Genomic DNA, 23038 nt, shown 5'->3' with positions numbered 1-23038 from the left:
CAGCCTGCGAGGACTAGTCACATCAGATCGCCGTGCGATCATGATTCACACGTAACGCGTCACATAAAAGCTGCAGCCGTCAGCGCATACCCCTTCAAAGCCTGACCACAACACGCCGAGGGATGCCGGTCATTCTGCCGCTTCAAGATTGGCCGGCTTATCAGCCTCGCCGAGCGGGGAAACCGCCGGGCCGTTGAGCGCGGTGCCATCGGGTGCAAACTGCGATCCGTGACATGGGCAGTCCCAGCACTGTTCGAGTGAGTTCCAGTGCACGACGCAGCCCAAATGGGTGCAGCTCGCCGAATGCAAATGCAAATGTCCGCTTCGGTCCCGGCACGCCGCGATCTTCTTCAGGCCGCTTCGGAAGAGGCGCCCCTCGCCGGGCCGCAGTTGTTCAGCGCTCGCGATTTCACTTGCGGTGAGATACTCCGCGAAATTCTTGATAGGGGTGATGTTCTCGCTGATGAACTCGCCGATGTTCCTTTGAATCTTCCGCGACGGAGCGTAGACGTCCTCCCAGGCACTTGCGCCGCTGGTGATGAGATCCGCGATCAGCATGCCGGCCACGAGCCCGTTGGTGATCCCCTGCCCGGAGTCGCCGCTGACAACGAATACATGCTCCTCGCCGGGGCTGCGGCCGATGAAGCCGGCGAAATCGACCGGCTCCAGCACCTGACCCGACCACCGATGGGTGACCTCGCGCAAATCCGGCAATCGCTCGCGCGCCCAGCGCTCAAGCGCGTCAAGGCGCTGTGCGCCATCATTCGCCTCACCCGACTTGTGATCTTCGCCGCCGATGATCACGATGTCCTCGTCGGCAGATAACGGGTGGAGGCGTACATAATGATAAGGATCGAGCGTGTCCCAATAGAGCGCATCCTCCACGGCGCCGGCCGCAATCTTCGCGGCGAGTGCATAAGTGCGGTAAGGCGCCTGCTTGGTGTGGATCGCCACCTGAACATTGACGGGCGAGTTGGTCGCAACCACCACGTCGGCGGCGTGAACCTCGTAGCCTGAGGCGGTGGTGACGACCATGCTACCCTGGCGTTGCTGGATGCTCTCGACGCAGGTGTCAGCATAGAGCTGGGCGCCCCGGCGCTGCAGTGCGCTCGCCAGACCGGCGAGATATTTAGTCGGATGCAGGCGCGCCTGGCGCGGAAAGCGCAGCGAACGCGTCTGACCGCTGTCATGGAATGGTGTCCGCTCGATGCAATTTTCGACCGGAATCTGCAGCTTGCGACAGCAGTCCAATTCACTATCCAGCTCGGATGCGGACGTTTCGGATGCCAGTACCCAATAGCCATCGACGCGCTTAAAACCGCAATCGATGTGCTCGGCGCCTTGGATGGCCTCGACGCGATCGATCGCGGCAGCGACGCTCTGATAGTAACGCCGCGCACAGTCAGGGCCGCGGACTCGCACAAACGCATCGTAACCATCATCAAGTGCGGTCGCCAGATGCGCCGTGGTGCGCGCCGTCATCCCGCTGCCGATGCGGCCGCGATCGATGACTGCGACCGAACGTCCATGGCAAGCAAGTTCATATGCGACCGAAAGCCCGGCTATTCCGGAGCCGACCACGGCAACGTCCACGCCGACCGTACTCGACAGCACCGGAGCTTCGGCGACAGATACGTCCATCCAGAGGGACCACGTGTGCTCATCCCGTACATTCATGGCGCTACTCCTCGGAAGAGCAAACGATGCAGCAGAATGACGGTTCCTATGTGCGCTATCGACCGAAACGCCGATGAGATGGCCGCATTCATTAGGAACCTTCATCGTGCTCGCGCTTGAACCGGCATGAAAAGTCCATCACCGGGGATGCGCAGGGCGCTACGCCAGGCGCGATTGTACGGGCACCTGCTCGTCCGCAACGACAGGCTGTATCACCCGGGCGGCAATCATCCGATCTGCTCGATACAGCTTGCACGAGAAATGGTCAGGTCAGGATGGATGACCAAGCACGACGGCGAATACGAGATCACGGCAGAGGGGCAGCTTGCCGCCGAAAGCGAAATCGGTCGCTGAGGTCGATGCGGCACCGTCCAATTCCCGGCCGGGAGTCGGGCCTGTTGACTGATCCGGCGATTACATCATTGACTAGCGGAACGGTCCTCACAAAGAGCTGCCATGCCCTCGTTCCGTCCCGTTATCGCGTTGTCGAGAGGCCTCGAGGTTCTGCGCGTCATCAACCAGGAACGGCAATCGACCGTAGGCTCGCTGCATAAGGCGACGGGCCTCAACAAGGCAACAATCGTCCGCATGCTCGAAACGCTGGAGCATGAAGGATATGTGGTGCGGCGCGCCGAGCCGCCCAGCTATGCCCCGACCGGACGGGCGCTCCTGCTCAGCGCCGGCTACGACGAACCCAATTGGATCGGCGGTATCGCCGAACCGATGCTCAACAAGTTTCGCCAACAGATTCAGTGGCCCTCGGACGTGGCTGTGCTCGACGAGGAATCCATGGTGATCGCGCATACGACGCGGATCGGCGGTTCGCTGCTCTTCTACCGTCCGCCGGGTTTTCGCTTTCCCGTGCTGGGCACCTCGATGGGGCGCGCCTATTTGGCGTTTTGCGAACCGGCCGAGCAGGAGCGCATCGCGGCGCGCCTTGCCCTCAGCCCGGAGCCCTGGAACGACCTCGCCCGCAATCCCGCCAAACTCACCAAGGTGCTGCGCGCGATCCGGAAAGCCGGATTCGCAGTGATGGACGAGAGCTACAGCCGCCGCATCTTCGGCGGCGCCGTCTGGGCGATCGGCGTTCCCGTCGCTGTTCCGAACCGCCTGTTCGCAAGCATGAACGTGATGATGCTGCGCGAGGCCGTCAGCACCGAGGAAGGTCTCAGGCGCTTCGTGCCTCAGATGAAGAAAGTCGCCTCCGCACTGGCCGAGACGCTCAGCGCCAGGCTTGCTGCGGCAGGCCCGTCCGCGGCCGCCAAGAGCTAGCCATTTCATACAATGAAATGTTGTTTCTATTTGACTCTGCTCGTGTGACATCTCTGCCCGGCGGCCAAAGGGCGCCCAAAGACGCAACAAAACCGGAGGGGCAAGTGAGGACATTCGTCGCAATGCTGGGCGCTGCAATTGCAGGCCTGGTGCTGGCCACGGCTGACGGGGCTGCGGCCGAAGCCTGGCCGACCAAAGCAATCAAGATCGTCGTGTCGACGCCCGCCGGCGGCATCACCGATGCGTTCGCCCGCGCCTATGGCGATTACATCTCTCAGAAGCTCGGACAGCCGGTCGTCGTCGAAAACAAGACGGGAGCGAGCGGCGCGCTGGCAGCCCAATCGGTCAAGGATTCGCCGGCGGACGGCCATACGCTGATGTACACGATCTCGTCCACGCTGCTCGGAAACCGGCTGCTGCTGAAGTCGCTCGCCTACGATCCGGACAAGGATTTCACGATCGTCGCGATGACGCCATCGGGTCATCTGCCGCTGGTCGTCCATTCCGCTACCGGTGCAAAGTCCATCGAAGATTTCGTCGCCTATGCGCGCCGCAACAAGGTCACGGCCGGGTCGTATGGGATCGGTTCGTTCGCGCACATCGCGATCGCCGAGCTCAATCGCCAATACGGCCTCGACATCTCCATCGTGCATTACCGCGGCGAAGCGCCGATGTGGCAGGACCTGGCGGCCGGCGTCATCCAGGCCGCGACCGGCAGCTACCAAGCCGCGCTTCCGGTCCTTGATACCGGCGTCGGCCGCGCGATCGCTGTTCCGTCACTGGTTCGCATGAAGAAGCTGCCGGACACCAAGACGTTCACCGAGCAGGGGGTCACCGGCAAGGTCTTCCAGCTGACCAGCTTCACGACCCTGGTGGCGCCCGCTGCGACGCCGACCGACCGGATCGAGCTGCTCGCCAAGCTGATGGTCGAAGGCGGCAAGACCGAGCGTGTCCAGAAGCTGCTGGAGGCCTTCGGGGTCGATGCGCCGGCAATGGACCGCGCATCCTCGGTCGCCCTCTACGAAAAAGAAGGGCCGGTCTGGCTGGAGTCGATCAAGAATCTCGGATTGGAGCCACAATAGCGTCCGGACCCGCCGATCCCGTGCGCTGGCGACGCCCTTCTCACGCCCCCAGCACGTCCGCCAGCCGCAATTCGTCGGCGGCGGGATCCTTCAGGAACAGCTCCGCCTCGATCTCGTTCAGGTGCGACAGCATCAAGGCGCCGGCGCGCGCCTTGTCGCGCTTGCGGATCGCGGCGGCGATCCCGGCATGATGATCGGTGCCGCACGCGGGCGTGTCGTGACGGCGGTAGAGCAGGATGATGAGCGAGGAGCGCGCGATCAGCTCCTTCAGGAAGCCGAGATAGATGCTGTGGCCGCTCATCTCGGCGACGAGACGATGAAACTCGCCGGACAGACGGACGGAGGCGCGGGCATCGCCGCGCAACTCGGCCTCGCGTTCTTCCGTGAGATGGTGCTGCAGGCGATCGAGCCAGGCCGGCGAAACCGCGTCAATGGCGCGGTCCACGATGCTGGGCTCGATCAGGCGCCGCGCCTCGAACACCTCGCGGGCATCAGCCGGCGTCGGGCGCGCAACGAAAGCGCCGCGATTCTTCTCGATATTGACGATGCCCTCATGCGCAAGCTGCTGCAGCGCTGAGCGCACCAGCGTCCGGCTTGCGCCGTAGATGTCGCCGATCTCGTCCTCCCCGAGCTTGGTGCCGGGCAGCAGGCGATGCTCGAGGATCGCGGCAGTCACACCCTCCCGGATACGGCTGACGCGATCGCTCGCGTCTGGCGCATCGGGTTTCTGGCGGGACTTGGCGGCCATGATTGTGAGGCTCGATCGACGAACGTTCGGCCTGCAATGTTAGTCGACGAGCTGTATCCAATCACAGGCGAAACTTTATACAATCTTCGCCCGTTTTGTGTGCAGCTGGCTGCACGGGTGACGGCCCGACATTGGGCCGGAATCGATCTAACGATCTGACTCCGCTGCACAGTTTCTGAAATTCGCATCGTCGCGGGCTGTTGGCACGGACCTTGCGGAGAGAGGCGGGACGCAACGCCCCTCCTCGGACACGCCATGGCCATTCCCGCCGCTCTCGAACTGGTCGCCGTCACCAAGCGCTACGACGCCACGCTGGCCGTTGACAACGTCAACCTGAAGATCCCGGCCGGCACCTATTGCTGCCTGCTCGGCCCCTCCGGCTGCGGCAAGACCTCGACGCTGCGCATGATCGCAGGTCACGAGGCGGTCAGCGAAGGCGACATCATCCTCGGCGCGCAGAACGTCACCGACCTCGAGCCCGCCAAGCGCGGCACCGCGATGATGTTCCAGTCCTACGCTCTGTTTCCGCACCTCTCCGTGCTCGACAACGTCGCCTTCGCCCTGAAGATGCGCGGCATCGACAAGCCGACGCGGCACAAGCGCGCCGGCGAATTGCTCGAGCTGGTCGCGATGAGCCAATATGCAGGCCGTCTTCCGGCGCAGCTCTCCGGCGGCCAGCAGCAGCGCGTCGCGCTCGCGCGCGCGCTGATCACCGAGCCGCAGATCCTCCTGCTCGACGAGCCGCTCTCGGCGCTCGATCCGTTCCTGCGCGTCAAGATGCGCGGCGAGCTGAAGCGGCTGCAGCGCGAGCTCGGCATCAGCTTCATCCAGGTTACCCACGGCCAGGAAGAGGCGATGGCCCTCGCCGACCACATCGTGGTGATGAACCACGGCAGGATCGAGCAGCAGGGCACGGCGCGCGACATCTTCCATCGTCCCCGCACCGAATTCGTGGCCCGATTCATCGGCGGACACAACGTGCTCAGCGACGCCGGCAATCTCATCGCCGTTCGCGCCGATCAGCTCGGCATCGTGCCGTTCGTCGACGGCGCCTTCGGCGCGCCGGCGCTGCTGACCCAGACCGAGTACCAGGGCTCCTACATCGCCGTCTCGCTCACGCTCGACGACGGCACCGCCCTTTTCTCCCACGTTCCCGAGGCCGCCTTCGACGTGCATCCGTTCCGCCCGGGCGATCGCGTGCTGGCGACCTGGGATCCCGCCAAGGCGCAACGCCTACAATAGCACCCTTCACCACGGAATGCGCAACACAGAGGAGTGAGCGAAATGACCGAGACGACCAGGAAGACCGGCGTCAGCCGCCGCACGCTATTGAAGGGCACCGCGGGTCTCGCCGGCCTCGCCGCCGGCTCCGGCGCGATCACCGGCTTTCCTTACGTGAAGTCGGCCGATGCGAAGGTGCTGCGCTATCTCGGCACGGCCGTGAACGAGGGCGACGACATCGCCAAGCAATGCCTGAAGGACACTGGTATCAAGATCGAATACATCACCGCAACCACGGACGACGTCACCAAGCGCGTGATGACCCAGCCGAATTCCTTCGACGTGCTTGATACCGAATATTTCTCGCTGAAGAAGCTGGTGCCGTCGGGCAACATCCTTGCGCTCGACGCCAAGAAGATCAAGGAGTTCGGCAACATCACGCCCGTCTTCACCAAGGGCGAGACGCCCGACGGCAAGAAGATCGGCGGCCAGGGCACCGCGCCATGGAAGGTGCTCTATCTCGAAGGCAAGGACTCCAAGAAGTTCGCGACGTCGGCGACCGAATTCGTCACGCTGATCCCGACCGTCTACAACGCCGACACGCTCGGCATCCGCCCCGACCTGATCAAGCGTCCGATCACCACCTGGGCCGAGCTGCTCAACCCCGAATTCAAGGGCAAGGCTTCAATCCTCAACATCCCCTCGATCGGCATCATGGATGCCGCCATGGTCGTGGAAGCCTCCGGCAAGTACAAATATGCCGACAAGGGCAACATGACCAAGGAAGAGATCGATCTCACCATGAAGGTGATGACCGAGGCCAAGAAGGCCGGCCAGTTCCGCGCCTTCTGGAAGGACTTCAACGAGAGCGTCAACCTGATGGCCTCGGGCGAGACCGTGATTCAGTCGATGTGGTCACCGGCGGTCACCAAGGTGCGCTCGATGGGCATCCCCTGCACCTTCCAGCCGCTGAAGGAAGGCTACCGGTCCTGGGCTTCCGGCTTCTGCGTGTCGAAGGGCGTCTCGGGTGCCAAGCTCGAATGGGCCTATGAATTCGTGAACTGGTTCCTGTCGGGCTTTGCCGGCGCCTATCTCAACCGCCAGGGCTATTACTCCGCCGTGCTCTCCACCGCGAAGGCCCACATGGAGCCCTACGAATGGGCCTACTGGATGGAAGGCAAGCCGGCCGAGAAGGACATCAAGGCGCCCGACGGCTCGCTGCTTGAAAAGGCCGGCGCGGTGCGTGACGGCGGCTCCTACGAGGATCGCATGGGCGGGGTCGCGTGCTGGAACGCCGTGATGGACGAGAACGACTACATGGTCCGCAAGTGGAACGAGTTCATCGCGGCGTAACGGACATGTCGGAAGAAGTCCTGCAACAGGCAGCCCCGGGCTTGATCCCGGGGTCGGGCACAGCGCGCGCCGCAAAGCCGACGCGCCTGTCGCCGTCCTTCATCTCCTGGCTCCAGGCCGGGCCGATGATGCTGGTCTTTCTCGCGTTCTTCCTCATTCCGCTCGTCTTCGTCGTCATCGTCTCGTTCTGGGACTACAACGAATACCAGCTGCTGCCGGCTTTCTCCGGCCGCGGCTACACCGACACGTTCGAAGGCTGCATTGCGCAGCTCCCTGAGCTCTGCACCATCGCCAAGACCTATCTGAAGACGCTGAAGCTCTGCTTCCTGGTCTGGGCCATCACCCTCTTCATCGGCTTCTGGGTCGCCTACTTCCTCGCCTTCCACGTCAAGTCCAAGACCTGGCAGATGGGCTTGTCGCTGCTCTGCACGATCCCGTTCTGGACCTCCAACGTGATCCGCATGATCGCCTGGATCCCGCTGCTCGGGCGCAACGGCCTGGTGAACACCGGCCTGATGAAGACGGGGCTGATCAACCATCCGATCGAATGGCTGCTGTTCTCCGAGTTCTCCGTGGTGCTGGCACTGGTGCACCTCTTCACCTTCTTCATGGTGGTGCCGATCTTCAACTCGATGGTGCGCATCGACAAGTCGCTGATCGAGGCCGCTTATGACGCCGGCGCCAGCGGTTTCCAGACCCTCGTCAACGTCATCATTCCGCTGGCCAAGCCCGGCATCGTGATCGGCTCGATCTTCGTCATCACCATCGTGATGGGCGACTTCATCACCATCGGCGTGATGGGCGGCCAGCAGATCGCCGCCGCCGGCAAGATCATCGAGACGCGGGTCAACGCGCTGCAATTCCCCGCCGCCGCGGCCAATGCCGTGATCCTCCTCGCAATCACCTTCCTGATCATCACCATGATGTCGCGCATCGTCGACATCAAGAAGGAGCTCTAGAGCATGAAGGAAGGACGCCCGCGCTCGTTCTACGTGCTCGCGATCTTCTTCGCGGCCTATGTGCTGTTTCTCTATGGGCCGATGATCGCGATCTACGTGCTGTCGTTCCAGGGGCCGCAGGGCGGCCTCACCTTCCCGATGAACGGCGTATCGACCTTCTGGATCGCAAAATTGTTCCAGGGCACCGGCATCGTCGATCTCGGTGCCGCCTTCCGCCGCTCGCTGCTGCTCGGCATCGTCGTGATGATCGTCACCGTCGTGCTGTCGGTCGCCGCCGGCATGGCGTTCCGGCGCAAGTTCAAGGCGCAGAGCATCCTGTTCTACTCGGCGATCGCCAGCCTCATCGTGCCCTCGATCATCACCTCGCTCGGCATCTCGCTCGAGTTCCGCATCATCGACGACCTGATCAAGGCGCATTGGAACGAGAATTTCGAGACCTCGATGGGCCTGCTGACGTCCGGGCTCGGCGCGCACCTGACCTGGACGCTGCCGTTCGGGCTGCTCATCATGTTCGCGATCTTCAACCGCTTCGATCCGCGGCTGGAAGAGGCCGCGCGCGATCTCGGCGCGACACCGTGGCAGACCTTTCGTCATGTCGTGCTGCCGATCATCCTGCCCTCGGTGATCGGCATCGGCCTGTTCGGCTTCACGCTGTCCTGGGACGAGCTCGCACGCTCCAGCCAGGCGATCGGCGCCGTGAACACGTTGCCGCTGGATCTTCAAGGCCTCACCACCACCGTGACCAACCCCGACATCTACGCGCTCGGCACCGTGATCTCGGCGGTCTCGTTCACGGTCATCACGCTTGCGCTCGGCACCATTCACGTGCTCAACAAGCGGCAGGCGGCCAAGGGCTCGGACGCCGGCAAGGGACTCGTCTGAGATAAGGACTCGTCTGTTCCAATGCGGCTTCACGTCGTCAATCCCAACACAACGGCGTCGATGACGGCGAAGATCGCCGCTGCCGCGCGCAGCGTTGCCCTCGCGGGCACCGTGATCGATGCGCGTCAGCCGGCGATGGGCCCGGTCTCGATCGAGGGGTTTTACGACGAAGCTTTCGCGGTGCCCGGCATGCTCGGCTGCATCCGCGAGGCCGATCGCGACGGCGCGGACGCACACATCATCGCCTGCTTCGACGACACCGGCCTGGATGCCGCGCGCGCCGCCGCCAAGGCGCCGGTGATCGGCATCGGCGAGGCCGGCTTCCACCTCGCGAGCCTGATCGCGGCGCGCTTTGCCGTGGTGACCACGCTCGGCGTCTCCATCGTGCCGCTCGAGCACAATCTGCGGAAGTACGGCCTGGCCGAACGCTGCGCCCGCGTCCGTGCCGCCGAGGTCCCGGTGCTGGCGCTCGAAGAGCGCAACATTGATGCGCTCGGCAAGATCTCGGCGGAGATCACCGCCGCCATCCGTGACGACCGCGCAGAAGCGATCGTGCTCGGCTGCGCCGGCATGGCCGATCTCGCAGGCGAGCTCGCCGCCACGCACGGCCTGCCCGTGGTCGACGGCGTCGCGGCCGCGGTGACGCTGGCGGAATCACTGGTGCGACTTGGACTGAAGACCTCCCGGCTCGGGCCCTATGCGGCACCGCGCGCAAAGAGCTATTCCGGGCCGTTCTCGCAATTTCAGCCTTGATCCCTGCCCCCTGCGCGGCGCTCCCGGGCTGCAAGAGCCGCTGATCACTGGTTTTTTGCCGCTCAGCCTCTTTTTGGTCCCATTCCTTGCCGAAACGTAAGGCTTTCGGGACGCCCCGGTGACCCCTCTGGGTTGCCGGTCTTCGCCACTCACCAAGTTTCAATTTGGGTTTTGTCAGCGATGATCGATCTCGCCCAGGACAGGCCGTCCAACACCCTCCTTCGCCTTGGCGCCCAGCCGATCGCGCTGACTGCTGCAGCCCTCCTGCTGCTGATCGCGGGCGTGACGTCGATCGCAATCTGGCGGGCCTATACCGGTGCCGCCCCCGAGCGCGACCGGGTGGTGGCCTCGCGGCAGCTTCAGGCCCGCACCGCCCAGGCCTCCGAGCAGCTGGTCGAGAAGACCAAGGGGCTGGAGGCGACCCAGCAGGAATCGATCGACCAGCTCCAGGTGGTGCAGGACCAGCTTCAGACGATGAAGCGGCTGCTGGCGGCGCAACAGGCCGACACCAAGCGCCTGTCGGAGCAGGTTACGGCCTTGAACGAATCCATCGACGGCTTGCGGCAGTCCTTTGCCAGTGCACGGGCGACCGAGGTCGAGACTCCATCGGTTACCCGCAGGAAACCGGCGCGGCACCGCCACGCCAGCGCACGCAAGCGCTCGGGCGGCTGAGCCGGGCACGGTGCGGGAACTTTATTTTCGCCACTTGTGAACTGGATCACATTCGCCGGTATGATTCCGCGCGATGCTCGCCGTTACCGGATGGCGTGAGCCGATTTCAATATCCGGGGCTGGCAAGGTCGTTGACGGTATACTGCGTCAACGACCTTGTTTTTTAACAGCTATTTCGCCTCACTCGCAGACGTCGACTTGGCGGTAGCGCCATCCCGACGGGGTCATGACGCGCTTGCGCACGACGTAGCAGCCGCCATAACCGTCGTTGTAGCCGACGCCATAATAGGTGGGGCCGCCGTAATAGGGGTAGCCGTAGCCGTAATAACCGCCGTAGTAGCCGGCGCCGGCGAGACCCACCCCGATCCCGATCCCTGGCCAGAAGCCGCCGCCATGCCAATGACGGTGCCCCCAGCCATGGAAGCCGCCACCATGGAAGCCACCGCCGTGAAAGCCTCCACCACGTCCGAAACCGCCGCCCGCCTCGGCCTTTTGTGGCGCCGACAGCCCGACCGCCGCCACGGCCAGCGCCGTCATCATCATCCTGCGTAACATCACTCGATCCTCCGCGTGGAGGTTGCTCCACGCTTCAAAGCAGGACCAAGCTACCGTCAGTCGGTCATTCGTGACAGCCACACTGTCTCACTTCCGCGCGAGCATCGGCAGCCCGCGGCAGATGCGAGCTGCCGCCGGCCGCTATGCCGCCGCTGCCGGCCGTTCGGTCCGATCCTCGACCATGGTCACGAACATGTGGGACTCCTCACCGGCGCCCCCCACCTGGATGCGGCGGGCGCAGATGACGCGGTGCCCGCGGACGGGATTATCGATGGTATCGATGATCGGCTCGAGCTGCTGCCGCTGTGCGAGCAACTGCTGGTCGCGCCGCTCGATCAATTCGGCAGCCTCCACGGAGAACAATTCCCGCGCCGTCTTGCCGATGATCTCGCCGCGCGACATGCCGATCATCTTCTCGGCGGCCTTGTTGACGAAGACGTAGCGCAGATTGCGCGCGTCCTTGGCGATAATGCCCTCGGCCACGTTCTCGATGATAGTGGCGAGAAAGCGCTCCATCCGTTCGAGAATGCGTTCGCGGTGGCGCTGTTCCGTGACGTCCTCCTGCACCGACACCCAGCCGCCGCCGTCCATCGGGCGCTCGTAGATCTTGATGATGCGGCCGTCGTTCAGCGCGATCTCGTACGACGTCGGCTGGCGTTTGGCGATGCGGTCGAGCACCGCCGCGACGTATTTCGTGACGTCGCCGCTGAACAATCCGCTCTCGACCCTGTGCTGGAGGATCTCCTCGAGACTCGACCCGGTCTGGATCGTCTCAGGCAGATTGTAGATCCTGCGGTAATTGGCGTTCATCGCGACCACATTGGCCTTGCCGTCGAGCATGATCAGCCCCTGCGGCATGCTGTTGATCGCCGCCGAAAGCTGCCACTTCTTGGCCTGGTACTTGTCGTTGAACTTGTCGCGCTCGGTCATCGCCGCGTCGCGCGCCTGCGCGGTGCCGACCTCGAGCTCCTCGAGCTCGAAGATGCGCGCCACCGCGTCACGGAAATTCTGCACCGCGCGCGCAAGGCGCCCGATCTCGTCGTGACGGCGCAGATGCGGCACCTCGCTCTTGACGTCGCCCTGCGCGATCCGGTCGGTCGCCTGCGTGATATCGGCGAGCGCGCCGACCACCGAGTTCCGCATGACGACGACGTTCAACGCCGCGAGCATCAGCGCCACGAGCCCCAGCGCGAACAGATAGGCGGCTGCGTAGCGGTGGCTGTCGGCGAGTTCGTCCGCCTCGCGGGCGCGCTGTTCGTAGATGCGCTCGAGCGCTTCGAGATCGCTGTTGAGCTTGCTGCGCAGGGTGCGATTGGCGTCGTTGTCGCCCCACTCGCGGGCCGCGGCCGGGCTGATCTCGACGCCGCGGCGCACCAGCTCCTGGCGGAAGTCGATGAATTGCTGGATGCGCTGGCGGAAGGAAGAGAACAGCTCGGCGTCGTCGTCGCGCACCGTACGCTCCATGCTCTTCACGGCCTCGGCGAGCTCGCGGTTGCGCCGCACCAGCCCGTCCGCGAACTGCTTCATCGCGGCACGATCGGCGGACATGTAGATGCCGCGCGATTCCATCACGACGGCGTAGATCAGGGCGTTGATGCGCCCGACGCCGACCGCCGCGTCGGCGGAGGTGGCATGCAGGTGGCGATACGTCGTCTGCAGGCGCACCGACTGGACCGACATCACCAGCAGGAAAGTGGTGACGATCGCGAGAAAGGCGGCGATGCTGTAGACCTTCTCCGCAACGGTCAGCGTGTCGGCGCCGCGCACGAAACGGACCAATTTCTTCAAGAATTTGGTTCCGGCACCGAGGCCGGATTCCAGCGCCGCAGCTCCCATGGCGCCGCTCCTCCTGGTTGAAAACGCTGGATGATAAGCGTGATCGCGCTAGCAGAGGATTAAAGCACCAACCTGTATTCTTACGGCATCGAGCCGTGGCCCGGCTGGGGCGAAGCGCGGCCGGGCGGGCCGGTCAGCCGATCCGCTTCAAGCCCTGCTTGAAGCGCGGACCGTTGGCCACGTAGAACCGGGCCGCGCTCCCCATCTTCTGCACCTGGGCGTCGTCGAGGGTGCGGATCACGCGCGCGGGCGAGCCGATGATCAGCGAGCGCTCGGGGAACTCCTTGCCCTCGGTGATGACGGAGCCGGCACCGACGATGCTGTTGCGGCCGATCTTTGCCCCGTTCATCACGATCGAGCCCATGCCGATCAGCGCGCCCTCCTCGATGGTGCAGCCGTGCAGGATGACGTTGTGGCCGACCGTGCAATTCCTGCTGATGACAAGCGGAAAGCCGAGATCGGTGTGGCAGGTCGAGCCGTCCTGCACGTTGGCGCCCTCGCCGACCTCGATCCACTCATTGTCGCCGCGCAGCACTGCGCCGAACCAAACGCTCGCGCCCGGCTTCAAGCGCACCCGGCCGATCACGGTCGCGGTCTCGGCGATGAAATAATTGCCGTCGGCGGGAAGGTCGGGCGCCTGCCCGTCAAGCTCGTAGATGGCCATTGGCTGTCTCCTGTCGCATTGACGACTGGCATAGCCAAACGGCAGCCGCGACGCAAAGGGCCGGCCGCGCTCGAGGCACTTCGGATCAGACCAGAATGCCGGCAGCGCGCAGCGTCATCAGGAAGAAGGTGCCGCTCATCATGCTCCAAAAGGCGGCGATGACGGTTGCCATCATCACGAATTCCATGCGGCGGCTTTCCACCCGCACGCCGCGCAGCGTGTTGCGCATGATGATGAAGGGCGCGGCGAACACCAGGAAGGGAACCGCCGCGAAGGTTTTCGGGGCCACGCCGTCCTGCAGCAGGCCGAAGCCGGCTGGCCGCTGTGCCAGCGCCTGGTATCCGTTCACGAGCGCGCCCGCGAGCGCGAAACCGATGCCGATCGAGAAGAAGGTGTTGAGAGCTTCAGGTGTCATCGGAAGTGCTCCGCCCTTACACAACGCGCGTGCCTTCCTGTGACAAACAGGGCCCGTTAACGCTACATTATCCTTAAGGAAAGGTTAACGCGGCCGGCCGTCCCGTGCAGGGGCCGTCCCCGATCCAAGCGGCCGGGAACGCTGCGCGAAAGCGCCGTCGCATGGCATATTCGCGCTGATTCGTCGGCCATCGGCCGACCTCCGGTCGACCTCGCACAATTCATGGCATTGTTCTCGGCAGCTCCCCTCAGGTCCCCCCGCACGCGCACCCGTGCGCATGTCGTGCCGATCGTGCTCGGCGGCGCGGCGGCGGTCGCAGCTGTCGCGCTCGTCGCCTACCTGCTGTGGCCGACCTGGGGCAGCCGGGGCGCGAACGCGCCGGACAAGCTGCCGGTGAGCGTCGGCGGCACGTTGTTCAACCTGCCGGTGACCGCGATCCGGATGAAGATCCAGCGGCACTCGGGGCCGCAGGAGCGCATCGATCTCGACTTCCTCTATCCCTCGCTGGAGCCGCCCGGCGCGCCCAAGCACGTCACCTCCGACACGGCGGAAGCGGCGCTGCAGTCGATCGACCGCATCTTCCTGTCGATCGCCGCCCATCACGATGCGCTCTCGCCCGAGCAGCGCACGGCCACGATCTATCCGCGCTATCTCGACCCGGCCGCGGCAAGCCCAGCGGACGGCCTGACGATGCGCATGTTCCGCACCGACACGCCCTACGGCAGCGAGGACCTCTATTCGGCTGCGAGCCCCGCGCTCACCGCGCGCTGCACGCGCGATGCCGCCACCCCCGGCATGTGCCTCTCCGAGCGCCGCGTCGGCGGCGCCGACCTCACCTTCCGCTTTCCACGCAGCTGGCTGTCGCAGTGGCGCGAAGTGGCGGAGGCGATGGAGAGGCTGACCGCGCAGCTGCGCGGGCCGCGGGGCTAAGGGCGGTCGGCTTACTGTCGGCTGGAGCCTCCAAACCAAAAAATCGAAAACAACCCCATGCACAGTAGCCAAGCGTTGGCAGCATCGAGTCTTTTCGTTTTTTTCGAATAACGATTGACCCATCGGGCCAAAACAGGGCATGATGGCCGTGATGCGTGGCACGGGGTTGCCCGGATGGCGCATGGATGTGTGACTGATATCACTGAGCACAGATTGCGATTGGCCATGCTGCGAATAATCTGACGCTATTGCATTCGGGGGCTGGAATGCGGCTTCGGCTGTTTGTTTTGTTGATATTTGCGATCTGCGTGGGAGCCGGACCGGCGCTGGCCGAGAAGCGCGTCGCGCTGGTGATGGGCAACTCGGCCTACAAGAACGTGGCGCGGCTGGCGAACCCCGCGAACGATGCCACCCTGGTCGGCGGCATGTTCAGGAAGGCCGGGTTCGATACCGTCGACATCAAGCTCGACCTCAACGGTTCGGAGATGCGCCGGGCGCTGCGTGACTTCGGCGGCAAGGCGCGGGATGCTGGGGTCGCGGTGGTTTATTACGCCGGTCATGGCATTGAACTGGACGGCGTCAACTATCTGATCCCGACAGACGCGACGCTGGAGACCGACAGCGACGTGCTGGACGAAACGATCGCGCTGGACCGCGCGCTGTTCGCGGTCGAACCTGCAAAGCAGCTGCGCCTGATCATCCTCGATGCATGTCGCGACAACCCGTTTGCCAAGACGATGAAGCGTACCATCGCCTCGCGTGCCATCGGCCGCGGCCTCGCCAAGGTCGAGCCAACCAGCCCGAATACGATGATCGCGTTCGCGGCGAAAGCGGGCTCGACGGCGTCCGACGGCGACTCCAAGAATAGCCCGTTCGCGGCGGCTCTCGTCGAACGTCTGCCGACGCCCGGGCTCGATCTGCGCAAGGCGTTCGGCTTCGTGCGCGACGACGTGCTCAAGAATACCGGCTACAAGCAGGAGCCATTTGTGTACGGCTCGCTCGGCGGCGACGACGTGGCCCTGGTTCCGGCCAAGCCGGTCGCGACCGGACCGCAGGCGAACCCGGACAGCGACATCCGGCGCGACTACGAACTGGCGCTCCAGCTCGGCACGCGCGACGTTTGGACTGCATTCCTCAATCGTTATCCCAGCGGCTTCTATACCGATCTCGCCAAGGCTCAACTCAACCGGATTTCTGCCGAAGACGCCCGCGCTGCAGCGGCCGAGAAGGCGCGGGCGGCCGAGGAGGAGAAGGCAAAGCTTGCCGCCGAACGGGCCAAGAAGGCCGAGCAGGAGAAAGCCGCAGCAGCGGCCAAGGCTGCCGAAGATGCTCGGATCGCCGCGGAGAAGGCCAAACGGATCGAAGAGGCCAAGGCGGCGGCCGCCGAGCAGCGCAGGAAAGATGCAGAAGCAGCCGCCAAGGCACTGGCCGACAAGCAGGCTGCCGAGAAGGCGCTGGCCGAGAGAATCGCCAGCGAAAAGGCAGCGGCTGAGCTAGCCGCCAAAGAGAAGGCTCAGCGTGACGCTGAGCAGAAGGTCGCGGCCGTGGCCCCCACCCAATCGCCGCCGAGTCTGTCGCCGCAGGAGACAGCCAAGCTGGTGCAGTCAGAACTCCGCCGCGTCGGCTGTCTCGCGAGCAATGCGGACGGCGACTGGAATGCGACCTCGCAGCGTTCGCTCAGCCTCTTCAACAAATATGCCGGCACGAAGTTCGACGCCAAATTCGCGAGCTTCGAAGCGCTCGATGCCATCAAGGCCAAGCCGGGGCGCGTCTGCCCGCTCGTGTGCAATCACGGCTTCAAGGCGGACGGCGATACTTGCGTGAAGATCACCTGCCGCGCCGGCTATCGCATCAACGACGACAATGAATGCGAGAAGGCGCAGGACAAGAAGCCGGTCGCGACCCGCGAGGATGCCAACAAGCAAGACAATGAAAAGAAGAAGGTCGAAACCACACCCGCGAAGCCGCAGGCGACGGGTCAGATCTATTGCAACTCTGTCGGTTGTCGTCCAGTTCGTTCTGGCTGCCGGCTCGAAGATACGGGGAGGCGAGGCGGAATAACTGGTACTTCGCTCGTTGAAGTCTGCAACTAAGAAGCCGCCGGCCACAGGGGAGGTTGCTTGCAGCCAAACGGGTTGTCGGCAGGTGAGGCCCGGCTGTCGCGTGGAGGTGAGGTCAATTGGGAGGACCAGCCTCGTCGGTGCTGGAGCGCTGAAATCTGCAATTGAGCCCGTAAAGCTGATCAGGATGCCGCTCCAGCAATGCTACCGCCGAGGCGTGTGTTGCCGAAAGAACCCCAAGCAGAACTATGAAAGCTTGATCGTACCCGATCGGAATGATGCGGCAGCTCGTACGCCATGATGACCCGCATCTTGCCGAACATATCGAAGCAATGATCTTGGGACGTGCCACTCTAGAGGCGCGCGATCGCGCGTCCTACTCACAGATTGTTGCCAATGGCATCAGCACCACGAAGCCTTGCGCCGAATCGACTGCTTGGTACCCTCGCCTTTGACCGCGAAGCTAACGGCGTCATTGCGAGCGCAGCGAAGCAATCCAGAATCCCTGCGCGGAAGAATTCCTGGATTGCTTCGCTGCGCTCGCAATGACGATGGGGAGAGAGTGCGCCTCGAACCTCGACGCGTACCCCGGATACAGCGCAGCGTCTCCCTGCCGATGCGAAGCATCGTCCAGTGACGATGCTCTGCTGAGCTGGGGCCCATGTCGCAGAAATATTCCGTGTGGCTTCTGGGTCCCGGCTCTGCACTGCAACGCCATAGCGTGTCGAAGACGCGCGTGAACGCGCTTAAGGAGCGTTGCAGTGCGTTCGGGACACGGAGAACGCCGCGCTCGAGCGAAGACTCCGCTTCGCTCGCGACCAACTACTCCTGATCGACCAGGTCGTCCTCGAGTATCGCCATCTGGAATTGGAACGAGCGATCGTCGTCCTCGTCGTCGACGAAGAGCACGCCGATGAATTCCTCGCCGATATAGACTTCGGCGGAATCGTCCTTCTTCGGCCGCGGCACGACGCGGATCTTGGGATTGCCGAATACGCGCTTCAGATACGCATCTAACTTTCTGACTTCTTTGACGTCCACGGCAAGTCTCCGATCGAAAATGGTCGGCGGGTTTTAGGACGAGATGCGGCGAACCGCCAGCACGAATTTGGCGAGGAAAAGGGCCGGAAAAATCCGGCCCTTCGCAGCATCAAGGGCCCGCTCAGAGCCCCATCGCGTTGATCATCTGATCCATGGTGCGCGACGGCTCGGCGCAGCCGGCTTCGCCGACGATCTTGGCCGGAACGCCTGCGACCGTGACGTTGTGCGGCACCGGCTTGACCACGACCGAACCGGCGGCGATGCGCGCGCAATGGCCGATCTCGATGTTGCCGAGAATTTTTGCGCCGGCGCCGATCAGGACGCCGTGGCGGATCTTGGGGTGACGATCCTCGTTCTCCTTGCCGGTACCGCCGAGCGTGACGCCGTGCAGGATCGAGACATCGTCTTCGATCACAGCCGTCTCGCCGCAGACGAAGCCGGTGGCGTGGTCGAGGAAGATGCCGCGGCCGATGCGCGCGGCGGGATTGATGTCGGTCTGGAACACCGCCGAGGATCGGCTCTGAAGGTAATAGGCGAAATCCTTGCGGCCCTTCAGATAGAGCCAGTGCGCGAGGCGATGGGTCTGGATGGCATGAAAGCCCTTGAAGTAGAGCAAAGGATCGATGAAGCGCGACGTCGCGGGATCGCGGTCGTAGACGGCAACGAGGTCGGCGCGGAAGGCGTTGCCGAGATCAGGGTCGTCGCGCAGCGCGTCCATATAGGCCTGACGCACCAGGTCGCCCGACAGCGCGGAATGATCGAGCCGCTCGGCGACGCGGTGGACCACCGAATCCTCCAGCCGGCCGTGATGCAGCACCGACGAATAGATGAAGGTCGCAAGCTCCGGCTCGCGGCGGACGATGTCCTCCGCTTCGCTGCGGATCCGGTCCCAGATCGGATCGAGCGATGCGAGCTTTCCTCCCGGATTGACCTGATGCACTGCCATGGGATCTGCTCTTTCGAATTGGCTGATTTTGTTGGCTCTATAGCACAGTCTAGGCGACAAAGTCCTGACGGGCTTGCCTGAGAGTGAACAGTGCCTTGCCTCGGATAGCAAGCCAAAGCATTGATAAACAAGGCCTTCTTCTGACGCCCCGAGCGGCAAGGTCGGCTCAAGGTGGTCAGAGTTTCGCCAAATTCAAGCCGGGCGGCGTCAAACTATTGGTGAATTCGCCTCCAACCGTTATTGCGGGCATGATCCGAGCGGGGGCAGAGCCGATTTGACCATCACCACCGATCAACTGCGCGCGCGCGCCGCGGGCTCTTTTTGGCTGCGGCTGGCCGCAATGGCCCTGCCCCTCCTGATGATCGCGCCGGCGGTCTGGAACGGCTATCCGCTGTTGCAATGGGATACCGGCGGCTATCTCGCGCGCTGGTACGAGGGCTATCTCGTCCCCAGCCGCTCCACGGTGTTCGGCCTCTATTTGCACTATGGCGAGGGTTTCGGCTTCTGGATCAACCTCGCCGCCCAGTCGCTGGCGACGCTATGGCTGCTGCAGCTCACTCTTCGCGTGTTGAGTTTGATGCAGACCTTCCGCTTCGTCGCAATCAGCCTCTCCCTGATGCTGTCGACCGCGCTGCCCTGGCTTGCGAGCATGCTGCTCACCGACATCTTTGCCGGGCTCGCGGTGCTGTCGCTGTTCCTCCTGGTGGTCGGCGCAAACCGCACCTCGGCGATCGAGAAGATCTCGCTGTTTGTCTTCACCGCCTTTGCCGCGGCGACCCACAGCGCCACGCTCGGCGTGCTGCTCGGACTGTGCGCCGCGGGCTGGATGGCGCGGCCGTTTCTGGGCGCGCGCCTGCCGCTGGCCGGACTACTGCAGGCGAGCCTCACCATCGTCGCGGGCGGCTTGATGCTGGTGTCGGCGAATTATGCGCTGTCCGGCAAGCTGGCCTGGACGCCCGGCGGCTACGGCGTCGCCTTCGGCCGCATGATGCAGGACGGCATCGTCGCGCAATATCTCAACGACCGTTGCCCGCGCGAACGTTACAAGCTTTGTCCCTACCGCAACGAGCTGCCGGCGAGCGCCGACGAATTCCTGTGGGGCAAGAGCGTGTTCAACACGCTCGGCCGTTTCGCAGGCATGAATGAGGAGATGGGCACCATCGTCGTGCAGTCGCTGAAGGATTATCCAGCCTGGCAGGCCGGCGCGGCGCTTCGCGCGATGGGACAGCAATTGCTGCACGTGGCGACCGGCGAAGGCACCAACGGCTGGATCCCGCACACCCGCGGCATCATCGAGCGCTACATCCCCGCACAGGCCGCGCCGATGCGCGCGGCGCGGCAGCAGAACTGGGGTGTCAATTTCGATGTCGTGAACTGGCTGCATGTCCCGGTCGCGCTGGCCTCGATGCTGGCGCTGCTCGCGCTGCTCGGCCATGCGCTGGCAAGGCGCCGGCTGGACGATCTGACGCTGCTGGCTGGGACGGTGACGCTGGCGCTGCTCGGCAACGCCTTCATCTGCGGCGTGATCTCAGGGCCCCACGACCGCTACGGCGCGCGCATGGTGTGGGTGGCGACGTTCGTGGTGCTGATGGCCGCGGCGCGGCGGCTGGGCGAGGACGGCAAAGCAGGATGAGATCGGGGTGAAGCCTCATCGCTCCCAATCTCCTGAGGGAGTGGACGATGTGTACACATTTGCACAGTTTAATGCGGCAGCCGTCTCGGTCAGGTAGGCTGTTCGCATGGACCGAGAATTCCGCCGCCTCGAACATGCCGCCCGCGAGCAAGCAGCACTGTCGGCTGACGGGCGCACCAAGGCTGCGCTGCTAGAGATCGCCGAAGAATACCGTTTGCGCGCCGACTACCTCGAAGCTCAAAAGCGCAGCCCTGCTGATTAAGTTGCAATATCGCTTGCTTGGCACTCTGACGGCATTGACTGCCAAGCCGTTGAGGAACAGTGTGTTCCATCACCGCCCGGTCCGTGGCTTCAATCGGTGACAGAGAGACTGGTTGTGCTCCCGCCCTACTCCAACAGGGAGCAGCGTCATGCCGATTCTACGGCTGATTGCGAATGTCGATCTCACCCGCGAACAGGAACATGTTCTTGAACTCGCCTTCAACCATGCCTTGCGCAAGCTCGACCTGGTGGATCGAAGCGATCCGATCTGTGATCTTCTCGCCAAGAGGATGATCGACATTCACATGCGCGGCGTGACTGACGCTGTCGCTCTGGCCGAAATCACCGTCCGGGAAATCAGAGCACCGAAACAATAGGGCCCGAGATCGGTGACGCCGTTGAGCGACGGCGCCTGGCACTGTCGCCACAGTTTCACATCGCCTTGGCGAGCGCGAACAGCCGGAAATCCTCAAGCGCCGCGTGCCGGTGGGGCGCCACTTCGCGCCTGTAAGTCTCGGTGTCGACGATCGAGCGGAAGGTGGCAAAGTCACCGTACTCATTGAGCGCCGCTTCGTCCCAGCGTTCGCTTGGCGAGCCGACGAGGCTCGCGAGGATCGGCCCGGAAAACATCGGCGCGATCGGCTTGCCGGCCGCAAGGCGCCGGAATGCCGGCCTGTAGCGCTCATGAAAGGCTTCACGGCCCGAGCAGGGCGCGGCGTCAAAGCCGTCCTCGTAACGCGCCTGCGCGCGGTAGCGCAGCAGATTGAGCATATAAACCGGCTGCCCGGATGGAATCGCCCGCTCGGCGGCGTCGAGGGCTTGCAGCGTAATTTCGATAGGGTTCATCGGACGTCCCGCGTTTCCAGCGCCGCAGAATGCGTGCTGATACTCCCCGATTAGCCGTTCTCGAATGGGTCTTGTAGTGACCGTCTGGCCATGGCTATGTGGACTTCATGTCCACAACGACTTTGCCTCCCGACCTTTCGCGCCTCCTCGCCTTCGTCCGCGTCGTCGAGGCAGGCTCCTTCGCCGAAGCCGCGCGGCGGGCGGGGACGACCACATCGGCGATGTCCAAGGCGGTCGCCCGGTTCGAACAGGCTCACGGATTGCGACTTTTGCATCGCTCCACCCATTCGTTGGCGCTGACCGCAGAGGGCGACCGGCTGATGTCGGCGGGACGCGCGTTGGCCGAAAGCCTCGCCCGTGTCCAATCCGCGCTCGGCGAAGTCGCGCGCGACGATGGCGGACGGGTGCGCGTGACCGCCCCCGCCTCGTTCGCGCGCGCCTGCATCCTGCCGCGACTGCCCGCGTTCCTGCGGGAACGGCCGGAAATCGAGATCGAGGTCAAATTCCGCAACGAGATTCTCGATCTCGCGGCGGAAGGCGTCGACATCGCGATCCGCACAGGGCCGCTCGATCGCGCGCCCGGTCATCAGGCACGGCGGCTTTGCACCTTCTCCTGGATCGCTTGCGCCTCGCCTGCCTATCTGAAAGCGCGCGGCGCGCCGGCCACTCCCTTTGAGCTTTCCGCGCACGAGCACGTCGGCTTCCGCAATCCCGCGAGCGGTCAGATCCTGACCTGGCGCTTCGCCGACCCGCGCGGCAAAGGACCCATTCGCATCACCCCCAAGCCCAAGCATATTTGCGACGACGCGCATGCTTCGCTCGCTTTGATCGTGAATGGGTTCGGTGTCGGCTGGGGGCCGGCGTGGCTGGTTGGCGAAGACCTTCGCGCCGGCCGGCTGGTCGAAGTGCTGGCGCCCTGGCGCGCGCCTGGGGAACCCCTTTGGATGCTGCGCACCTCGGGCCGCCGCCCGCCCCTGCGCACACAGCGCGTCATGTCGTTCCTCAACACGCTTCCCACCGCGTTCAGCGACAAGGTGGTGTGAAGCAGCAGTCGTCACCGACATTCGGTCGCCAGGAAAATGAGCTCCAGGCGGCGGCTGCCGGTGAGGTGTGGATTATGCGATCCCGTCTTGCATCAACCAAGGGTTTGAGATGTCCGATTACATTGGATCGAGATTCAAGCGGCTGGACGAATAGCGATTATGGCGCGTCCTCGCGCCGACGAGTGGTTG

Annotated in this window: 24 protein-coding genes; 15 read left to right on the top strand and 9 right to left on the bottom strand. The window is 63.9% G+C overall.

Features of this window, described 5'->3' with window-relative positions:
- Positions 1-129: 129 nt before the first annotated feature.
- Positions 130-1677, bottom strand: a complete 1548-nt coding sequence (locus I6F31_RS14035; RefSeq protein WP_225185559.1) for an FAD-dependent oxidoreductase — start codon at positions 1675-1677, stop codon at positions 130-132.
- 174 nt (positions 1678-1851) lie between these two features.
- Between I6F31_RS14035 and I6F31_RS14030 the strand changes: the two genes are divergently transcribed.
- The 3 genes from I6F31_RS14030 (at position 1852) to I6F31_RS14020 (ending at position 4031) form a co-directional block, all read left to right on the top strand.
- Positions 1852-2031 carry a hypothetical protein gene (locus I6F31_RS14030; protein ID WP_225185558.1) on the top strand — a complete coding sequence of 60 codons (180 nt, stop codon included), beginning with the start codon at positions 1852-1854 and terminating at the stop codon, positions 2029-2031.
- A 102-nt stretch (positions 2032-2133) separates the two neighbouring features.
- Complete coding sequence (locus I6F31_RS14025) at positions 2134-2949, top strand: helix-turn-helix domain-containing protein (protein ID WP_036015272.1); 816 nt, start codon at positions 2134-2136, stop codon at positions 2947-2949.
- A gap of 104 nt (positions 2950-3053) precedes the next feature.
- Positions 3054-4031, top strand: a complete 978-nt coding sequence (locus I6F31_RS14020; protein WP_036029677.1) for a tripartite tricarboxylate transporter substrate binding protein — start codon at positions 3054-3056, stop codon at positions 4029-4031.
- 40 nt (positions 4032-4071) lie between these two features.
- Here I6F31_RS14020 and I6F31_RS14015 read toward each other — a convergent pair whose 3' ends face one another.
- On the bottom strand, positions 4072-4779 hold the full coding sequence (locus I6F31_RS14015; RefSeq protein WP_225114712.1) for a GntR family transcriptional regulator: 708 nt from the start codon (positions 4777-4779) through the stop codon (positions 4072-4074).
- 255 nt (positions 4780-5034) lie between these two features.
- Between I6F31_RS14015 and I6F31_RS14010 the strand changes: the two genes are divergently transcribed.
- From I6F31_RS14010 to I6F31_RS13985, 6 genes are all read left to right on the top strand, one after another.
- On the top strand, positions 5035-6021 hold the full coding sequence (locus I6F31_RS14010) for an ABC transporter ATP-binding protein (RefSeq protein ID WP_036015276.1): 987 nt from the start codon (positions 5035-5037) through the stop codon (positions 6019-6021).
- 42 nt (positions 6022-6063) lie between these two features.
- Positions 6064-7353 (top strand): PotD/PotF family extracellular solute-binding protein, encoded by a 1290-nt coding sequence (locus I6F31_RS14005; protein WP_225185557.1) that lies wholly within the window; start codon positions 6064-6066, stop codon positions 7351-7353.
- Between the two features lie 5 nt (positions 7354-7358).
- Positions 7359-8312, top strand: coding sequence for an ABC transporter permease (locus I6F31_RS14000; protein WP_157280642.1), 954 nt, complete (start codon positions 7359-7361; stop codon positions 8310-8312).
- A gap of 3 nt (positions 8313-8315) precedes the next feature.
- Complete coding sequence (locus I6F31_RS13995; RefSeq protein WP_025037151.1) at positions 8316-9194, top strand: ABC transporter permease; 879 nt, start codon at positions 8316-8318, stop codon at positions 9192-9194.
- 21 nt (positions 9195-9215) lie between these two features.
- Positions 9216-9947 (top strand): aspartate/glutamate racemase family protein, encoded by a 732-nt coding sequence (locus I6F31_RS13990; protein ID WP_036015281.1) that lies wholly within the window; start codon positions 9216-9218, stop codon positions 9945-9947.
- A gap of 180 nt (positions 9948-10127) precedes the next feature.
- Entirely contained in the window at positions 10128-10619 is a 492-nt protein-coding gene (locus I6F31_RS13985; RefSeq protein ID WP_225185556.1) for a hypothetical protein, read from the top strand.
- 180 nt (positions 10620-10799) lie between these two features.
- Here the strand turns inward: I6F31_RS13985 and I6F31_RS13980 are convergent, their stop codons facing one another.
- The 4 genes from I6F31_RS13980 to I6F31_RS13965 form a co-directional block, all read right to left on the bottom strand.
- A complete protein-coding gene (locus tag I6F31_RS13980) occupies positions 10800-11174 on the bottom strand; it encodes a hypothetical protein (RefSeq protein WP_225147515.1) in 375 nt (124 codons plus the stop codon).
- 141 nt (positions 11175-11315) lie between these two features.
- On the bottom strand, positions 11316-13010 hold the full coding sequence (locus I6F31_RS13975; RefSeq protein WP_225185555.1) for a PAS-domain containing protein: 1695 nt from the start codon (positions 13008-13010) through the stop codon (positions 11316-11318).
- 133 nt (positions 13011-13143) lie between these two features.
- The gene (locus tag I6F31_RS13970; protein WP_225124829.1) at positions 13144-13674 is read right to left on the bottom strand and encodes a gamma carbonic anhydrase family protein; all 531 of its coding nucleotides are present in this window, start codon (positions 13672-13674) and stop codon (positions 13144-13146) included.
- Between the two features lie 85 nt (positions 13675-13759).
- A complete protein-coding gene (locus I6F31_RS13965; protein ID WP_109143294.1) occupies positions 13760-14089 on the bottom strand; it encodes a hypothetical protein in 330 nt (109 codons plus the stop codon).
- Positions 14090-14311: 222 nt separating this feature from the next.
- On the opposite strand from I6F31_RS13965, the gene I6F31_RS13960 reads away from it, so the two are divergent.
- Together I6F31_RS13960 and I6F31_RS13955 are read left to right on the top strand one after the other, a co-directional pair.
- Positions 14312-15019, top strand: coding sequence for a hypothetical protein (locus I6F31_RS13960; RefSeq protein ID WP_225147517.1), 708 nt, complete (start codon positions 14312-14314; stop codon positions 15017-15019).
- A 266-nt stretch (positions 15020-15285) separates the two neighbouring features.
- Positions 15286-17112, top strand: coding sequence for a caspase family protein (locus I6F31_RS13955; protein WP_225147518.1), 1827 nt, complete (start codon positions 15286-15288; stop codon positions 17110-17112).
- A gap of 789 nt (positions 17113-17901) precedes the next feature.
- On the opposite strand, the gene I6F31_RS13950 is transcribed toward I6F31_RS13955, so the two are convergent.
- Both I6F31_RS13950 and cysE read right to left on the bottom strand, forming a co-directional pair.
- On the bottom strand, positions 17902-18120 hold the full coding sequence (locus tag I6F31_RS13950; protein WP_007602550.1) for a DUF3126 family protein: 219 nt from the start codon (positions 18118-18120) through the stop codon (positions 17902-17904).
- A 121-nt stretch (positions 18121-18241) separates the two neighbouring features.
- Entirely contained in the window at positions 18242-19066 is an 825-nt protein-coding gene (cysE, locus tag I6F31_RS13945) for a serine O-acetyltransferase (protein WP_036029708.1), read from the bottom strand.
- A gap of 274 nt (positions 19067-19340) precedes the next feature.
- On the opposite strand from cysE, the gene I6F31_RS13940 reads away from it, so the two are divergent.
- From I6F31_RS13940 to I6F31_RS13930, 3 genes are all read left to right on the top strand, one after another.
- Positions 19341-20699 carry a hypothetical protein gene (locus tag I6F31_RS13940; RefSeq protein WP_225185554.1) on the top strand — a complete coding sequence of 453 codons (1359 nt, stop codon included), beginning with the start codon at positions 19341-19343 and terminating at the stop codon, positions 20697-20699.
- Between the two features lie 106 nt (positions 20700-20805).
- Positions 20806-20961, top strand: coding sequence for a hypothetical protein (locus tag I6F31_RS13935; protein ID WP_156447197.1), 156 nt, complete (start codon positions 20806-20808; stop codon positions 20959-20961).
- Between the two features lie 148 nt (positions 20962-21109).
- On the top strand, positions 21110-21337 hold the full coding sequence (locus I6F31_RS13930; RefSeq protein WP_146207712.1) for a hypothetical protein: 228 nt from the start codon (positions 21110-21112) through the stop codon (positions 21335-21337).
- Between the two features lie 55 nt (positions 21338-21392).
- On the opposite strand, the gene I6F31_RS13925 is transcribed toward I6F31_RS13930, so the two are convergent.
- Positions 21393-21806 (bottom strand): hypothetical protein, encoded by a 414-nt coding sequence (locus tag I6F31_RS13925; RefSeq protein ID WP_057029559.1) that lies wholly within the window; start codon positions 21804-21806, stop codon positions 21393-21395.
- A gap of 107 nt (positions 21807-21913) precedes the next feature.
- Between I6F31_RS13925 and I6F31_RS13920 the strand changes: the two genes are divergently transcribed.
- Complete coding sequence (locus I6F31_RS13920; RefSeq protein ID WP_225139951.1) at positions 21914-22849, top strand: LysR family transcriptional regulator; 936 nt, start codon at positions 21914-21916, stop codon at positions 22847-22849.
- The last annotated feature ends 189 nt before the right edge of the window (positions 22850-23038 follow it).

It is taken from the genome of Bradyrhizobium sp. NBAIM01 (assembly GCF_020194115.1).
In the GTDB taxonomy this organism is placed as follows: Bacteria; Pseudomonadota; Alphaproteobacteria; order Rhizobiales; family Xanthobacteraceae; genus Bradyrhizobium; species Bradyrhizobium yuanmingense.
This window is presented reverse-complemented; position numbering and strand designations above follow the sequence as displayed.